General features: G+C 72.3%; 15 protein-coding genes. 7 read left to right on the forward strand and 8 right to left on the reverse strand.

The annotated features are described in order from the left end of the window. The first annotated feature begins 164 nt into the window (after positions 1-164). On the forward strand, positions 165-1781 hold the full coding sequence (locus AGRA3207_RS11540) for a PucR family transcriptional regulator (protein ID WP_231334592.1): 1617 nt from the start codon (positions 165-167) through the stop codon (positions 1779-1781). 12 nt (positions 1782-1793) lie between these two features. Here the strand turns inward: AGRA3207_RS11540 and AGRA3207_RS11545 are convergent, their stop codons facing one another. The 7 genes from AGRA3207_RS11545 to AGRA3207_RS11575 form a co-directional block, all read right to left on the reverse strand. After that, complete coding sequence (locus AGRA3207_RS11545) at positions 1794-2678, reverse strand: hypothetical protein (protein WP_231334593.1); 885 nt, start codon at positions 2676-2678, stop codon at positions 1794-1796. Between the two features lie 738 nt (positions 2679-3416). Next, the gene (locus tag AGRA3207_RS11550; protein WP_231334594.1) at positions 3417-3575 is read right to left on the reverse strand and encodes a hypothetical protein; all 159 of its coding nucleotides are present in this window, start codon (positions 3573-3575) and stop codon (positions 3417-3419) included. A 441-nt stretch (positions 3576-4016) separates the two neighbouring features. Continuing rightward, positions 4017-5180 (reverse strand): alkaline phosphatase PhoX, encoded by a 1164-nt coding sequence (locus AGRA3207_RS11555; RefSeq protein ID WP_231334595.1) that lies wholly within the window; start codon positions 5178-5180, stop codon positions 4017-4019. Positions 5181-5394: 214 nt separating this feature from the next. Then, entirely contained in the window at positions 5395-6051 is a 657-nt protein-coding gene (locus AGRA3207_RS11560) for an SIMPL domain-containing protein (protein WP_231334596.1), read from the reverse strand. Between the two features lie 139 nt (positions 6052-6190). Next, the gene (locus AGRA3207_RS11565; protein ID WP_231334597.1) at positions 6191-7384 is read right to left on the reverse strand and encodes an ABC transporter permease; all 1194 of its coding nucleotides are present in this window, start codon (positions 7382-7384) and stop codon (positions 6191-6193) included. After that, entirely contained in the window at positions 7381-8085 is a 705-nt protein-coding gene (locus AGRA3207_RS11570; RefSeq protein ID WP_231334598.1) for an ABC transporter ATP-binding protein, read from the reverse strand. Before AGRA3207_RS11570 ends, AGRA3207_RS11565 begins: the two co-directional genes overlap by 4 nt. Then, positions 8082-9209: a peptidoglycan-binding protein gene (locus AGRA3207_RS11575; protein WP_231334599.1), complete on the reverse strand. Its 1128-nt coding sequence runs from the start codon at positions 9207-9209 to the stop codon at positions 8082-8084. The genes AGRA3207_RS11570 and AGRA3207_RS11575 overlap by 4 nt, the downstream gene beginning before the upstream one ends. 123 nt (positions 9210-9332) lie before the next feature. Here AGRA3207_RS11575 and AGRA3207_RS11580 point away from each other — a divergent pair, with 123 nt between their 5' ends. Continuing rightward, positions 9333-9986, forward strand: a complete 654-nt coding sequence (locus AGRA3207_RS11580) for a response regulator transcription factor (protein ID WP_231334600.1) — start codon at positions 9333-9335, stop codon at positions 9984-9986. Further along, the gene (locus AGRA3207_RS11585; protein ID WP_231334601.1) at positions 9983-11212 is read left to right on the forward strand and encodes a sensor histidine kinase; all 1230 of its coding nucleotides are present in this window, start codon (positions 9983-9985) and stop codon (positions 11210-11212) included. Before AGRA3207_RS11580 ends, AGRA3207_RS11585 begins: the two co-directional genes overlap by 4 nt. A gap of 95 nt (positions 11213-11307) precedes the next feature. On the opposite strand, the gene AGRA3207_RS11590 is transcribed toward AGRA3207_RS11585, so the two are convergent. Further along, positions 11308-12117 carry a methyltransferase domain-containing protein gene (locus tag AGRA3207_RS11590; RefSeq protein ID WP_231334602.1) on the reverse strand — a complete coding sequence of 270 codons (810 nt, stop codon included), beginning with the start codon at positions 12115-12117 and terminating at the stop codon, positions 11308-11310. Between the two features lie 289 nt (positions 12118-12406). On the opposite strand from AGRA3207_RS11590, the gene AGRA3207_RS11595 reads away from it, so the two are divergent. From AGRA3207_RS11595 to AGRA3207_RS11610, 4 genes are all read left to right on the forward strand, one after another. Continuing rightward, positions 12407-13699 (forward strand): serine hydrolase domain-containing protein, encoded by a 1293-nt coding sequence (locus AGRA3207_RS11595; RefSeq protein ID WP_231334603.1) that lies wholly within the window; start codon positions 12407-12409, stop codon positions 13697-13699. 93 nt (positions 13700-13792) lie between these two features. Then, entirely contained in the window at positions 13793-14278 is a 486-nt protein-coding gene (locus AGRA3207_RS11600) for a DUF2975 domain-containing protein (protein WP_231334604.1), read from the forward strand. Next, the gene (locus AGRA3207_RS11605) at positions 14278-14499 is read left to right on the forward strand and encodes a helix-turn-helix domain-containing protein (protein ID WP_231334605.1); all 222 of its coding nucleotides are present in this window, start codon (positions 14278-14280) and stop codon (positions 14497-14499) included. Before AGRA3207_RS11600 ends, AGRA3207_RS11605 begins: the two co-directional genes overlap by 1 nt. 231 nt (positions 14500-14730) lie before the next feature. Further along, complete coding sequence (locus AGRA3207_RS11610) at positions 14731-15687, forward strand: cyclase family protein (protein WP_231334606.1); 957 nt, start codon at positions 14731-14733, stop codon at positions 15685-15687. Positions 15688-15753: the final 66 nt, after the last annotated feature.

Below are 15753 nucleotides of genomic sequence, written 5' to 3' on the forward strand. Positions count from 1 at the left end.
GACCTGGGGTTGTCCGCCGGACGGCTGGCTTTCGAGTCTGCGTGGGGAGTGACGGCCGCCACAACGAACAGAGTGCCCACGCTCGGTGTTCTCTAGTGACACTTTGTTCGTCGACAATGGTCCTGAGCAGGCTGTTCGGAGACGCGGGTGGAAGGAGCACGCAGATGCGAGCCGAGACCGACGACCCCCTCGTCCAGGTGGCCCTGCCGACCGTCGCCGAGGTGCTCGATCTGCCCGCCGTGCGGGTCGGGCGCCCCGAGGTGCTCGCGGGGCGGGAGCACCTCGACCGGCCGGTGCGGTGGGTGCATGTCAGCGAGATCCCCGACATCGCCGGGCTGCTGCTCGGCGGCGAGCTGATCCTGTCCACCGGCATCGCCCTGCCCGACGGCGACGACCTGCGCCGCTACGCCGCCGAGCTGATCGAGGCGGGCGCGGCGGGGCTGGTGGTGGAGCTCGGCCGCCGGTTCCGGAGCCTGCCGCCGCCGCTCGTCACGGCGATGGAGCGGGGCGGGCTGCCGCTGGTGGCCCTGCACCGCGAGGTCCGGTACGTCAAGATCACCGAGGCGATCCACACGTGCATCGTCGAGCAGCAGTTCAACGCCCTGCGCGCGTCCGAGCAGGCGCACGAGACGTTCACGGCGCTCAGCGTCCGCGGTGCCTCGCCCGCGGAGATCGTCGACGCGGTCGCCGGGATGACCGGCTGCCCGGTGGTGTTCGAGGACCTCATGCACCGCGTGGTCGGCCACGCGGCGGCGGACATGCCGGTCGACGACCTGCTGCGCAACTGGGAGGCGCGGTCCCGGATGGCCCGCGCGGACGCGCGGACGGCGGTCTGCGGGGCCGAGCGCTGGGCGGTCACGACCGTCGAGGCCCGCGGCGAGACCTGGGGGCGCCTCGTCCTGCTGCCGTCCGGCGAGCCCACGGCGACCCAGCTGCTGATCCTCGAACGCGGCGCCACGGCCCTGACCCTGAACCGGCTGCTGGAGCGCAACCGCGAGACCCTGGAGCGCCAGGCGCACCGCTCCACGCTCTCGGAGATCATCGACGGCCGGTACTCCTCCGCGCCGGACATCGAGGCGCGCACCGCCGCGCTCGGCGTCCCGATCGCGCAGTCCGCGCTGATCGCGGTGATCGTCCAGCCGGAGGGGGGTCCCGGCGGGGCCGCCGAGCCCGTCGCCGCCGCGGCCCGCGCCGCCGGCGCGGGCGCCCTGGTGGGGGCCCTGGACGACCGGCGCGTCGGCGCGCTGCTGGCGCTGGAGGACCCGGCCGAGCGTCCGCGCGTCCTGGAGCGGTTCGCCCGCGGCGTCCGCGAACGGCTCGGCCGTCCCGCCACCGTCGCGGCGGGGACCACGGCCCGGGAGGTGGCCGAGGTCCGGCGCTCGTTCTCCGAGGCCCACCAGATCGCGGACGCGGCGCCGCCGCCGCGCAACGCCCACCACCGGCCGTACTACGAGCTTCCCGACATCCAGCTACGCGGCCTGCTGTTCATCCTCGGCGACGACCCGAGGCTCCAGGCGTTCGTCGAACGCACCCTGGGGCCGCTGCTCGACCACGACAGCCGGCACGGCACCGGGCTGCTGGACACCCTCCGCGCCTACGTCGCGCACGGGGGCAACAAGTCGGAGGCGGCGGCCGCCGCCCATCTGTCCCGGCAGAGCCTCTACCAGCGTCTCGCGGCGATCGAGCGGGTCCTCGGGGTCGGCCTGGAGTCGGCGGACGTCCGCACGTCCCTGCACGCCGCCATCATGAGCCTCGACTCCACCGAGCCCTCGCGCCGCTGACCCCTCCCCTCCTCAGCCGGGCGGGCCGGGGACGCCGTCGCCGTCCTCGCCGTCCTCGGGCGGGGAGGCGTCGCTGACGGCGATGCGCTGCCAGGCGGCCTTCCATTGCCCGAGGTCGGCGGGGTCGCCGCCGCAGCCTTCGATGTAGGCCAGGAAGATGTCGAGGGTGGACAGGGTCGTGCGGCGCGGCAGCCCGGACAGGGTGGTGTGGGCGTAGCGATGGTCGATGGCCGCGGACATCTTGCGGTAGCTCCGCTTGCCCGTCCACAGGCGGTACGCCCGCAGCAGGGCCATCAGTTCGGAGGCGGTGGCGGCGGTGCCCGGATCGGGTTTCGAGGCGGGCGGGCCGGGCTCGTCGGGCTCGGGTTCCGGCGGGCCACCGGGGACGCGATCACGCACGGCGGGCTCGGCGGCGCCGTTCTCGCCGTCCCCCGCGGACGGCGCGTCGGACGCCGCGGAAGACGCGGGCGCGGACGGCGCGGACGGCGCGGACGGCGGCGCGGGGCCGGGCCGCACCGGGCGGCGCGGCCCGGCCTCTTCCCGGATGACCACCTCGAACAACTCCATCGCGACCTCGATGGTCACCGGGTCGGCGTCGCAGTCGCCGAGCAGCCCCGCGAGGGTCTGGTGGCGGAACCCGGAGGCCACCTCCCCGCGCAGGAACCGCCGGGTCCGCTGGTCGTCGAGGCCGCGGCGGCGCGCGCAGGCGATGACCCGGTCGTGGTCGGGATGCTGGAGGAGGATTCCCAGGATGATCAGTTTGAGCTTGTCCCCGGCGTCGGAGACGCCACCGGGGTAGACCCCGTCGAGGAACCGCTCCAGCTTCTCGCGCGTGCGGGCGTGGCGCCTGCCCCGGAGGAGCGGCACGGGCCGGCGGCGCCAGGGCGTCAGTCCCATGATCGGCCGGGCTCAGAGGGACCGCGGCCCGGGAGCCGGCCACCCGGGCACGCGGGAACCGCCGTCATCGGCGCCCTTGCCCGCGGCCGGCCGCGGCGGGGCGGCCCGCGGCGGCTCGGCGGGCTGCAAGGTGGGCATGGCTACGCAGGTGAGCGCGCTGTTCAATGTGTCGTCTCCGAAACGGGGGTCCAAAGTTCGACCGGGGCTTTGTTCGGTTCTTCGTGTCGCCACCGTCGATTGGCGGTGAACGAGCGGCGGCTTGTGAGCATCATGACCCATGGGATCCGGACTGTACGGACGTTCGGCCCGACTCGTCGCCGTATGTGCAAAACAGAACACCGTCCGGGATTTGAACTCCGCCAAGCGGGTTCGGACGTCGTCCCGCCGCCACTGTTCCCTCACCTCGGGAACCGTTCACTTTTGTTCTGTCGGCGGGGGCCCGTCGATTCCCGCGATAATCCGGAGGCGAACCGGAGAGAACTACCGCGTCATATGACACATTCGCGGCATATTTCTCCTATGGGTTGGTCCACCGACCGGGCGACCCTGACCACGCAGGCGGGTCGGCGGCGGTAGCCCTGTTTGGCGGCAGGGCGCCGTCGGCCCGCCGCGTGCCTCCGGATACTTCGGACGCCGCCGGGCGGATGGCCTGAACTGTTCACGCACGGCCACGATCCGACTTTTCTGGCCGGGTTCGTTCCGCCGCCCAGGGCACCTCGCCCCGTAATCGGATGATGACTACAGGTACTCGCCCCTGGTACCGCCCCCCGCACGCAGGGAGTCATCGATGCACGCGCCACCCGGAACGTCCCCGCGCGCGTCCCCGCCCCACGGCCCGCGCTCGGCCGACGAGATCGTCATGGCGACGGCGCTGACCGTCCAGTGGATGCTCTTCACCGGACGCGGGCTGGCCCACCCGTACCCCACCGGCCGCGTCCCGCTCCTGCACGACCTCCCGGCTGACGCGCTCATCGACTTCTGGGCCGACGACCACCTCCGCCCACCGGCGCGGACGAGCAGAGCTCCTTCTCCCCCGGCGTCCCCAACCCGTCCCGCGCACCCGCCGGAACCCCGCCCCACCCGATGCCCGCCGACGCCGCCACCTCCCACCACACCCTCTTTGCCCGCCACGCCCACCACACCCGCTTTGCCCGCCACGCCCACTACGCCCACCTTGCCCGCCGCGGCCCGGCAGTCCACCGGCGCCTGCGCGGCCTCCTCCACCGCCGCGTCCTCCGCACGCCCCTCGCCGCCACGGCCGCCCTATCGGACGCCGGCCCCGCGTCCGCCCGCGGGTGGGGTGCCGGCCCGCGCCCCGGCCGGCACCCCGTGCGGGGGTCAGGTGCGGAACGGCCCGGTCACCTCGTAGGTGATGCCGCCGGAGGACGACCCGCTGGTGCCGCGCTGGGAGGAGAAGTACAGCCGGTTCCCCGCGGGGTTGAACGCCGGGCCGCACAGCTCCGAGGAGCTCTGCCCGTTGACGCGGAGGAACACCGAGATCCTGTCGTCCGGGGTGATCATGCAGATCTCCATGTTGCCGCCGTCCTCGGCCACGTACAGGTCGCCGGAGGCGGAGCCGGTGATGTTGTCCACGCCGGTCAGCGGCGCCGGGCCGGGGCTGACGAGGTCGTCGTCGTAGGCGAGCGCGTAGGTGCCCGCGGCGAGGTCGACCTGCCACACCCGGTTGTCGCCCTTGGTGGTGAACCAGACGGTGTCGTCGGCGTAGTGGCAGCCCTCCCCGCCGTTGAAGACCTTCATCCCCGGGACCTGTTTGCGGGTCGCCTTGGGCGAGCCGTCGGGGTCGGGCACGGTTCCCCAGGTGAAGGACCCGGACGTGCCGGTGCCCGCCTTGAGCACCTGGAGCGTCCCGGACGACAGGTTGCCCCAGGTGGTGGGGACGAAGCAGTAGAACCCGCCGTCGGTCTTGTCCTCGGTGAGGTAGACGACCTGGCGGACGGGGTCGGCCGCCGCGGCCTCGTGGTTGAACCGGCCCATCGCGTCCCGGCGGGTCGCCGCGCCGCCCCACGGACTGGTCTCCCACACGTAGCCGGTGTCGACCTCCTCGCACGACAGCCAGGTGTTCCACGGCGTCGCGCCGCCCGCGCAGTTGCGGTTGGTCCCCGACAGGATCGAGTACGCCGAGGTGATGGTGGCGCCCGACCCGAAGCGCAGCGCCGAGGCGCCGCCGCCGCCGGATCCGACCTCGGCGTTGGACACGTAGATCCACCCCGTGCCGTCGGCGAAGCACGCGCCCCCGTCCGGGGCGTCGTGCCAGGTGTGGGTCGTCCCGGGCACCGTCTGGCCGGACCGGGCGACGACCCGGCCGGTGAACCCGGCGGGCAGCTGGATGCCGTTGGCGTCGGCGGGCTGGAGCGCCCCGTACGGCGGGGCCGGGTCGAGCTGGGCCGGTGCGGCGAGCGCGGCCTCGCGCCACAGGCTTCCGGAGAAGGCGACGGTGCCTGCGCCGATCACCGAGGCGCGGAGGAAAGTACGGCGTTCCACGGGCGAACCTCTCTGAGCTGGGCTGGAACTCGGAGGAGTGATGGCCGTCACAACCGATGTAAAAGCTAGGTAGAGAGCCGGACAGTCAGCGGTAAGGGATCTGAACGGGGAATGAGAAGCTGATTACTTACCGTCAATAATGACTGGTCCGGTCTCACCCGGAAAGAAGACGCGCGGCGACGGCGCACACGCCATGGTCCGTTTTATCGGAGCATTAGTGGGCGATGGCGAAGCCCATGGACACGGCGGCGGAGATCACGATCTGGCCGGGGGCGAAGTCCTCTTCCATGCCGCCGTGGACCCCGCCGTGCCCGTGGGCCCTGAGCCGCTCGGGGTCGACGTCCTCGATGTGCAGCACCCGGCCGAGCCTGACCCCGGCCGCGTCTGCGTACAGCGCCGCCTTCGCGCGCGCCGCGCCCACGGCGTCGCGGCGGGCCTGGGCGCGCAGGGCGCGTTTGGCCCGCACGTCGAACTCGATGCCGTTGATCTGGTCGACACCGGCGTCGACGACCTCGATCAGCAGCTGCTGGAGGGTGCCGATCGACGTGGTCTCGATCTCGTAGTCCGCCTCGCAGGCGAACCCGTCCTTCTTCCGGACGTTGCCGGCCGGGTCGTAGTCGTAGTGCGTGGCGAGCTTGAGACGGGACGGCGACACGCCCTCCACCGGGACCCGGTGGGCGCGGAGCACCGCCCGGAAGCCGGCGATCAGCCGCCGCGCCGACTGGAACGCCTCGGCGGGCGCCTCCTCGACGCTGGCCAGCCGCACCATCACCCGCGCGACGTCGGGTTCGGCCGCCACGGTCGCCGCCCCGAACGTCGCGATGCCCCACGGCTCGGAGATCTTCGGATCGTGCAGCAACGCGGCCTCCATCGGCTGACCCCGGAATGAAGATCATATAGCCGCGGAGGCGGGCCGCAGGTGGCCCGATGAGGCCGCGTGCGGACGTCCGCCGTACAAGCGGGAGTGCCCCCGCCCCCCCTTCCCCGGCAGGCACGGGGGCACTCCCGGGTCAGGTGGTGGCGAGCGCCTCGGTGGGGGTGAGGCGGGACGCGCGCCGAGCGGGGTACAGGCCGGCGACGGCGCCGATGAGGACGGCCGCCAGCGCGCCGCCCGCGATGGCCTGCCCGGGCAGGACGAGCGGCCAGCCCCGGTACCCGGCGTAGCCGAGGCAGACCACGAGCCCGACGACGACCCCGGTGGCCCCGCCGAGCGCCGACAGCGACACCGACTCGGTGAGGAACTGCAGCCGGATCTGCCCGCGGGTCGCGCCCAGCGACCGGCGCAGCCCGATCTCCTGGCGGCGCTCCAGCACCGAGATCACCATGATGTTGGCGATGCCGACGCCGCCGGCGAGCAGCGCCACCGCCCCGAGCCCGAAGAACAGCGCGTTGAACGCGCGGTTGGCGGCGGCCTCGGCGGTGAGGACGTCCGACGGGCGGCTGATCTCCATCTCGTCGGGGTGCTGCGGGTTGACGGTGTTGGCCAGCACGTCCCGCACCGAGTTCACGGTCGCGTCGGTGGACCGCTCGTACAGGGTGGTGACGTGCCCGTCGAACCCGAGTCCCATCGCGTAGTGCCAGCCGATGAACGCCGACCGGTCGAGGTCGGGGGACAGCTTGAGCGTGTTGAGGATCCCGGTCACCATGAACCAGCGGCCCGCGATGTAGACGTGCCGTCCGGCGCGGTCGACGCCGAGCCGCTCGGCGGCGACGGAGCCGAGCACCACCGACGGGTACCGGCTGGTGGCCTCGTTGAGGAACGCGCCGGAGCGCACCGTCCCGCCGAGGGGTCGGAGCAGGTTGGTCCGGGCGGCCTGGACGGCGATGCCGCCGGTCGTGGCCGAGGAGATCTTGTCGGTGCGGCGGACGCTGGCCTCGGGCACCAGGCCGATCGCCGACACGCCCGTCACCCCGGGGATCCGGGTGACGCGGCCCTCCGCGCCCTCGGGCAGGTGGGAGCTCTTCCCGACGAGGGACGTCCCGGGCGTGACGGTGAGCATGTTCGTGCCGAGCTCGTCGATCTCGGCCATCAGCCCGGCCTTGCTGACGGTGCTGATGCCCACCAGCCCGACCATGGCGGCGACGCCGATGGCGATGCCGAGCGCGGACAGCACGGCCCGCAGCGGGCGGCCGCGCAGCCCGTCCAGGCCGACCACGGCGAGGTCGCCCGCGCGGAGGCGGGCCGGTTCCGGTAGCGCGATCATGCGGGGACCCCCGTGTCGGCGCGGATCTGGCCGTCGCGGATCTCCAGGCGCCGGGGCAGCGCCGCCGCGACGTCCCGGTCATGGGTGATGATCACGACGGCGGTGCCGTCGCCGTTGAGCTCGGTGAGGAGCCTCAGCACGCCCGCGCCGGACTCGGAGTCGAGGTTGCCGGTCGGCTCGTCGGCGAGCAGCAGCGGCGGGTCGCCGACGACCGCGCGGGCGATGGCGGCGCGCTGCTTCTCCCCGCCGGACAGCTGGTGCGGCAGGTGGTGCAGGCGGTGGCCGAGGCCGACGCGCTCCAGCGCCACGCGGGCCTGGCGGCGGCGTTGCCGCGGCGGGACGCCGTGGTAGAGCAGCCCGGTGGCGACGTTGTCGAGCGCCGTGAGGTGCGCGGTGAGGAAGAACTGCTGGAACACGAACCCGATCCAGCGGGCCCGCACCGCCGCCAGCAGCCGGTCGGGCAGCTCGGCGACGTCGTGCCCGCGGAGCAGGACCCGGCCGGTGGTCGGGGTGTCGAGCGTCCCCATCAGCTGGAGCAGCGTCGACTTGCCCGACCCGGACGGCCCGATCACCGCCATCAGCTCCCCGGCGTGGACGGTCAGCGACGCCTCCCGGAGCGCCCGCACGCCGCCGGGGTAGTCCTTGCCGGCCTTCTCCACCTGGACGACGGCGGGCCCGTCCCCGGCCGTGAGATCGGTCATGACTTCGGCACCTGCACCTTCGCGCCCGCCGTGAGGTCGCCGGACACCTCGACGTTGTCGCCGTCGAAGATGCCGAGCTTGACCGGCACCTCGCGGACGTTCCCGGAGGCGTCCACCACCGCCACCGCGTACTTGTTGTCCGCGTGCGCCAGCAGCGCGTTGATCGGGACGGTCAGCACGTTCTTGTGCTCGGTGCTGGAGAACCCGACGGTCGCGGGCGCGCCGTCGAGGCCGCCGGCGCCGCCCTTGTCGTCCAGGGTGACGTAGACGGGGATCGTCGCGGTCTCGGTGCCCTGCCCGGCCTGCGACTGGGAGTTGGTGGACCCGGCGGTGGCGACCGAGCCGATCGAGGAGACGCGCCCGGTGGTGGTCTTGCCGCCCGGCAGGGTGACCCGCGCCTTGGCGCCCTTCCTGACGATCTCCTGCTGGCTGACCGGCAGGTTCACGGTGATCAGCCGGCGGGTGCTGCTGGCGGTGTAGAGGGCGCCGCGGGCGCTGCCGCCGAGGAGCACCTGGAGCTTGGTCACCCGGATCGCGCCCGGCTGGACGACCACGTCGTCGGCCTTGACCACGCCGGTCTCGGAGAGCCCGAGGTCGTCCTGCCAGTCGATCACCGCCTGCTCGGTCGCCCACGTGAACGAGCGGTCCACGGTCATGTCGTCGCCGTAGCCGAGCGCGTCGAGGTTGCGTTCCAGCTCCAGCACGTCGTAGCCCTTGGTCCCCTGCTCCATGTCGCGCCAGAACGGCGTCCTCCCGTACAGCAGCGGGACGCGGTGGCCGTCCACGCCGTACGCCCGCTTTCCGCGTTCGATCACGTCTCCGGCCTTCGGCACCCACGTGACCCGCCCCTTGCCGCCCGCCAGCACCGTGTAGCTCTCGGCGTAGCCGAGGGTGCCGTCCACGTCGGTGGTGTTGGTCACGTCGGCGCGGACCACCGCCACGGTCGGCAGCGTCGAGGTCTTGCCCGACGCGGAGCCGCCGCCGTCCCGGAGCGCCAGTGCCGCGCCGACCGAGCCGACCGCGAGGACGGCGGCCCCGCCGAGCAGGACCTGGACCCGCCGCCTTCGCAGCAGGGGCGCCCGCGGCCCGTCCCGGACGGGCTGGTCGATGTCAGAGTCCAGCATGGTCGTCCTCCGGTCATTCCGTGAGAATGACTTCATGGCGATCAGCGTGGACGGCGGCCGGTTTCCCGGCGGTGACCGCATGTGTTAACCGCGCCCTTATCGTGGATCTGCGGCAATGAAGGCATGCGGATTCTGGTGGCCGAAGATGAGCGTTTCCTCGCCGACCTGGTGGCCGAGGGGCTGCGCGAGCAGGCGATGGCCGTCGACGTGGCCTACGACGGCGCCGCGGCGCTGGAGCGCCTGGCCGTCAACGAGTACCACGTCCTCGTCCTGGACCGTGACCTGCCGCTCGTGCACGGCGACGAGATCTGCCGGGAGCTGTCGCAGCGCGGGGACCAGGTGCGCATCCTGATGCTGACGGCGTCGGGCGCGGTCCACGAGCGGGTGTCCGGGCTCAACCTGGGCGCGGACGACTACCTGGCCAAGCCCTTCGCGTTCGACGAGCTGGTGGCGCGGATCCGGGCGCTGGCCCGGCGGGCGGGGCCGCCGCTGCCACCGGTGCTGGAATGCGCCGGGATCACCCTGGACACCGCGCGGCGCCAGGCCCACCGCGACGGCCGCTACCTGCCGCTGTCCCGCAAGGAGTACGCGGTGCTGGAGGTGCTGATGCAGGCCAGGGGCTCGGTCGTCAGCACCGAGGAGCTCCTGGAACGGGCCTGGGACGAGCACACCGACCCATTCACCACCGTGGTCAAGGTGACGATGAGCAAGCTGCGGGCCAAGCTCGGCGACCCGCCCGTCATCGCGACCGTCCCAGGAAGCGGGTACAGATTATGACGGCTGCGCGTTCCCTCCGCCGCCCTCGGCTGCGGTTCGGCGGCTCGGTGCGGACGCGGATGACACTGCTGTACGGCGGGGTCTTCACCGTCATCAGCCTGGGCGTGCTGATCGCCGCGCAGCAGTTCCAGCAGAGCGTGGTCGTCCGGAAGCTCGCGAACTTCGCCAACGTCGGCACGGAGGGGGGCGTCTGCGATCGGAGGCCCCCGGCGCCGCCGTGCCCGTCCGACGCCACCGGGGGCGGGATCGTCCCGACCGAGCGGAGGACGGAGCTGCGGGAGAGCCTGCTCGACTCGCAGCGCCTCACCACCGTCATCGCCTTCGCGGTGATCGCGGTGCTGGCGTTCGCGGTGTGCTGGTGGCTGACCGGGCGGCTGCTGCGGCCCCTGAACCGCATCACCGCCACCGCCCAGCGGCTGTCGCTGTCCACACTGCACGAGCGCATCGCCATGACGGGCCCCGAGGACGAGCTGAAGAAGCTCGCCGACACCTTCGACGCCATGCTGGACCGGCTGGAGCACGCCATCGCGAGCCAGCGCCGCTTCGTCGCGAACGCCTCCCACGAGCTGCGCACCCCCATCGCCATCCAGCGGACGGCCATCGAGATCGGGCTGTCCGACCCCTCGCCCGCGAAGGTGGCGCGGATCCGGGCCGAGCTGCTGCGGGCCACGCAGCGGTCCGAGCGGCTGATCGAGGGCCTGCTCGTCCTCGCGCAGGGCGAGCGGGGCCTGGACGCGCGGGCGCCGGTCGACCTCGCGGTCGTGGTCGACCAGGTCGTCGGCGAGCACATGCCGCTCGCCGAGCCCCGGGAGGTGGACGTCGCCGTCGCCGCCCACCCCGTCACCGTCGCCGGCGACGAGGTGCTGCTGACCCGCCTGGTCGCCAACCTCGTGCAGAACGCGATCCGGCACAACCACCCGGGCGGGCACGTGCTGGTCGAACTGTCCCCCGACACCGGCCTGGTGGTCTGCAACACAGGCCCCCACGTCCCGCCCGACCGGGTGGACGAGCTGTTCGAGCCGTTCCGCAGGCTGCACCGGGACAGGACCGGCTCGTCCGACGGCGCCGGCCTCGGCCTGTCCATCGTCGCCGCCATCGCCAAGGCCCACGACGGCACCGTCCACGCCACCGCGAACCCGGACGGCGGCCTCTCCGTCACCGTCACCCTGCCCACCCTGATCGCCGTCCCGGCCGCCCTGCACCGCCACAACCCTCCCGCCCCGTGAACGCCGCGCCGGTCGTCGAGGAAGTCGAAGACCGGCCGCCGCCCCGCCCAGGTACGCGACGAGATCACGGGCGACCAGCGGCTCTCGCGCGCCCCTCAGGCGACGACGTTGTCGGGGACGTCGAGCCAGATCCGCTGTTCCCGGTCGGTGACGGTGATCCCGTAGCGGGTGCAGGCGGGTTCCCCGGCCTGACGCCATCGTCGCTCGGTGTCGTGGATGACCGATTGCGGGAGGCGCTGGCCGCGCAGCGGCATGAACGACGCGGGACCGAGGAACCGCCCGGCCGCCGTGCCGTCCGGCCGGACGGTCAGGCGGCAGAGCGGCCAGTCGGGGTGGAAGGTCGGCGCCCAGGGCACGACGATCACGCCGCCGGGCCTGGTCTGCCGGATCCAGGCGGCCGGGATCCGGTGGGCGGCGGCGGTCACGATGATCCGGTCATAGGGCGCCCCAGGCGCGTATCCGCCGACCCCGTCGGCGATCACCAGGTTCACCGGATATCCGGCCCTGCCGAGCGCCGCGCGGGCATGGGCCGCGATCTCCGGGGCGATCTCGACCGTGGTGACGTTGCCGGCTCCGACGACGGTCGCCAGCACGGCCGCGTTGTACCCGGTTCCGGTGCCGATCTCCAGGACGCGCAGGCCGGGCCGGACGTCGAGCGCGTCGATCATGTCGGCCATGATCTCCGGGGAACTGCCGGACGAGGTCGGCCATATCCCCTTGTCGGCCACCCCGTCGTCCACTTGTGTGATCACCGGTTGCTCGTCATCGCAGACAAGCCGCGTCCATTCCTCTGGGTGCTCTTGGCGGGTGATGGGGACCGCCCAGCCGTCGTCTTGGCGAATCCAGAGGGTATCGGGGACGAACGCCTCGCGGGGTACGGCGCGGCGGATGTCCTCTGGGGTCATCCCTGTTCCCCGCACCCGACACACACGACCTCTTGCTTCTTCCCTTTTCCGTTACCGCCGGTCTGAATTTTACCAGTTCCATTACACATGCCACAAACAACTTTTTTGCCGTGCTTGCCCATAAGACGGCAACCTTCCACTCGGGTGGAGGTCATGCTATCGAGCACCACTTCGTGGTCGCTTAGCAATTCAGTTCTATTAGCCGGACGTGTTTCTCCCTGCCCTGTGGTCAGGCTCCTCGGGAACACGGCTGCGCGTGGGTGTTGTCGGGGCCGTTTACGGTGGGCGGATGAGGGTGGAGCTCGCTGAGGTCGAGGGGTGGCTGCGGGAGCGGCTGCCGGGGCTGGCGGAGGAGCACGGGGTGCCGGGGGTGTCGGTCGCCGTCGGCGTCGAGGGGCGGGTGGTCGAGGCGGCGGCGGGGGTGCTGAGCACGGCGACCGGGGTCGAGGCGACGGCCGACTCGGTGTTCCAGATCGGGTCGATCACGAAGGCGCTGACGGCGACGCTGGTGATGGGGCTCGTCGCGGAGGGGCTGGTGGAGCTCGACGCGCCGGTGGCGAGGTACGTTCCCGGGTTCCGGGAGGCGACCGTCCGGCAGTTGCTGTGCCACACGTCCGGGTTCGAGGGGGACGTGTTCACCGACACGGGCAAGGGGGACGACTGCCTGGAGAAATACGTGGAACTGCTCGCCGACATGCCGCAGATCTTCGCGCCCGGGGAGATGTTCTCCTACAACAACGCGGGCTACTGCGTGCTCGGACGGATCGTCGAGGTCGCGCGGGGCGAGCCGTTCGGCCGGTGCATGCGGGACCACCTGTTCACGCCCCTGGGCATGACGCACGCGGCGAACGATCCGTATGAGGCGATCCTCCATCGCGCGGCGGTGGGGCACCGAGGAGGGCGGCCCGTCCCGGTCTGGTCGGGGCCGCGCTCGGAGGCGCCCGCCGGGTCGATGCTCGCCATGACCCCGCGCGACCTGGTGACCTTCGCCCGGGCGCATCTCACCGACGAGGGGCTGCGGGCCATGCGGGAGCCGCAGGTCGTCCTGCCGGACATCGGCTGGGGGACGGCCTGGGGCCTCGGCTGGGAGCTCCACGACCTGCCGGGCGGCCCGGTGTTCGGCCACAAGGGCAACAGCATCGGGCAGTCGGCCGTCCTGCGCATCGACCCCGGCCGCGACCTCGCGGTGGCGATCTGCGTCAACGGCGGCGACGGCAAGGCGCTGATGAAGGAGATCCTCGGCAGGGTCGTGGAGTCGCCCGCCGAGCCCGTCCCGGATCGCGCGGCGCGTCCCGACGCCCGGCGCTGCGCGGGCGTCTACCTGTCGAGCACCAGCGAGACCACGGTGAGCGAGGACGAACGGGGACGGCTGTGGCTGGAGAAGGTCCCCCTCGGCTTCGCGGTGGAGATCGGCAGTGAGCCGTACCGGACGGAGTTGCTCGGCTGGCGCGGAAACTCCCTGCTGCCCGCGAAGCCCGGCCACGGCCCCGTCGCGTTCCTGGGAGACGACGGTGAGGGTCGCGCGCGCTACCTGCACACGGGCAGAGCCGACGTTCGCGCCCCTGGACGAACCGAAGCCTGAACCTTCGCTCCACCGGACGATCAACGTCCCAGTTCTTGCCACTCCTATCGAGGATCGATAGATTGTCATCGTAACTCGATAGGAGGGCGACTCATGGGAGAGCTGGCAGTGCGCGGGCTGCGCGCCGTGCTCGCGGTGGTGCTCACAGGCACCGTGCTCGTACAGGCATTGATGGTGTGGGCGCTGGCCACCGACCCGGAGGACGGCTCGCTCCCGCTGACCCCGCTGCGCGTGATCACGATCCTGGGCATCGGGACGGTCCAGGTCGCCCTGGTCTGCATCTGGCGGCTGGTGACGATGGTGCGACGCGGCACCGTGTTCTCGCACGCCGCCTTCCGGTACGTGGACATCATCATCGGCGCGATCGTGGCGGCCGCCCTCGTGTGGTTCACGGTCACGGCCATCAACGCGCCGGACCAGCGGGACGACCCGGGCGTCACCGTCATCATGGGCGGGGTCGGCGTGGCCATCCTGGGGGGCGCGCTCCTCGTGTTCGTGCTGCGGATGCTGCTCGCCCAGGCCGTCGCGCGCGACGTCGAGGCGGCGCGGATGCGGGCCGAGCTGGACGAGGTGATCTGATGCCGATCGCCGTCGACATCGACGTGATGCTGGCCAGGCGGAAGATGTCCGTGGGCGAGCTCGCGGACCGCGTGGGGATCACGCCCGCCAACCTGGCGGTGCTCAAGAACGGCCGCGCCAGGGCCGTGCGCTTCACGACCCTCGCCGCGCTCTGCGAGGTGCTCAAATGCCAGCCGGGCGACCTGCTGCGCTGGGAAGCCGACGACGCCGCGGGCGGATGACGTGCCCGAGGGCGGGAGTGACGACGCCCGGCGTCACCGGCCCATGGAAACACCGGCCGCTTATGAACCGCCCAGGACGGTGCGCAGCGCACTGATCGACGGCGTGAAGAAATAGCCGCCGCCTGTCGGGACGACCCAGTCGACGGTGGCCGGCTGTCGGACCCGTGATCTAAGGTCATGCCAGTTCAGCGGGGCTTGGTGCCTCTATCACGTGACCGGAGGAGTGCCAGGATGACGGCAGGGCGACCGATGCCCACCCAGGACGACGTGCTCGGATACTTCGACACGCTGTCGAACTGGGGACGGTGGGGCGACGATGACGAGCGCGGCACCCTGAACCACATCACCGACGACGTCCGTCTGGCGGCGGCGCGGGCGGTGCGTCACGGCAGGAGCGTGTCGTGCGCGTGGGAGGTCGCCGTCCCGGGGGACATGGAGCGGTCGACGACGACGTGCCCGTGCGCCGCCGACATGCCGGGGGCCGAGAACATGCCGGTGCCCGCGTTCCACAAGGACCGGCGCTGGGGCTTCTCGTCCGAGCGGCTCGGCATCACGTTCCACGGCAACACCCTCACCCACGTCGACTCACCGTGTCACCTCTACTGGGACGGCACGATGTACAACGGGCGGTCGCACTCGCTGGTCGATGCCGCCACGGGATCGGCGTGGGCGGCCGTGACGGCTGCGGCGAACGGGATCATCACGCGAGGTGTCCTGCTGGACGTCGCGAAGGTCCGCGATGTGCCGTGGCTGGAGCCGGGGCAGGGTGTGTTCCCCGACGATCTCGAGGAGGCCGAGCGCCGCCAGGGTGTGCGGGTGCGATCCGGTGACGCGGTGCTCCTGCGGACCGGCTACGGCCGCGTCCGGCATGAGGCCGGTGACAGCGGTGGTTTCACGCAGGCCGGCTGGCATGCGTCCTGCCTGCCGTGGCTGCATGAACGGGGGGTCGCGCTGATCGGCGCCGACACGCCCCAGGACGTCCAGCCGTCGGGGTACGACGACGTGTTGATGCCGGTTCACGCCGTGGGCCTCGTCGCGATGGGCCTGTGGCTGCTCGACAACTGCGACCTGGAGGCGTGCGCGACGACGGCCGCCGAACTCGGCCAGTGGGACTTCCACCTGGCGGTCGCGCCGGTCCGCTTCGCCGGCACGTCCGGCAGCCCGGTCAACCCCATCGCCACCTTCTGACCCCGGGACCCGCGCCTGACGGCCGGACACTGCCGCACGCGGCGCGCCGGTTCGCGGTGTTGTGGT

It is taken from the genome of Actinomadura graeca (assembly GCF_019175365.1).
Classification (GTDB): domain Bacteria; phylum Actinomycetota; class Actinomycetes; order Streptosporangiales; family Streptosporangiaceae; genus Spirillospora; species Spirillospora graeca.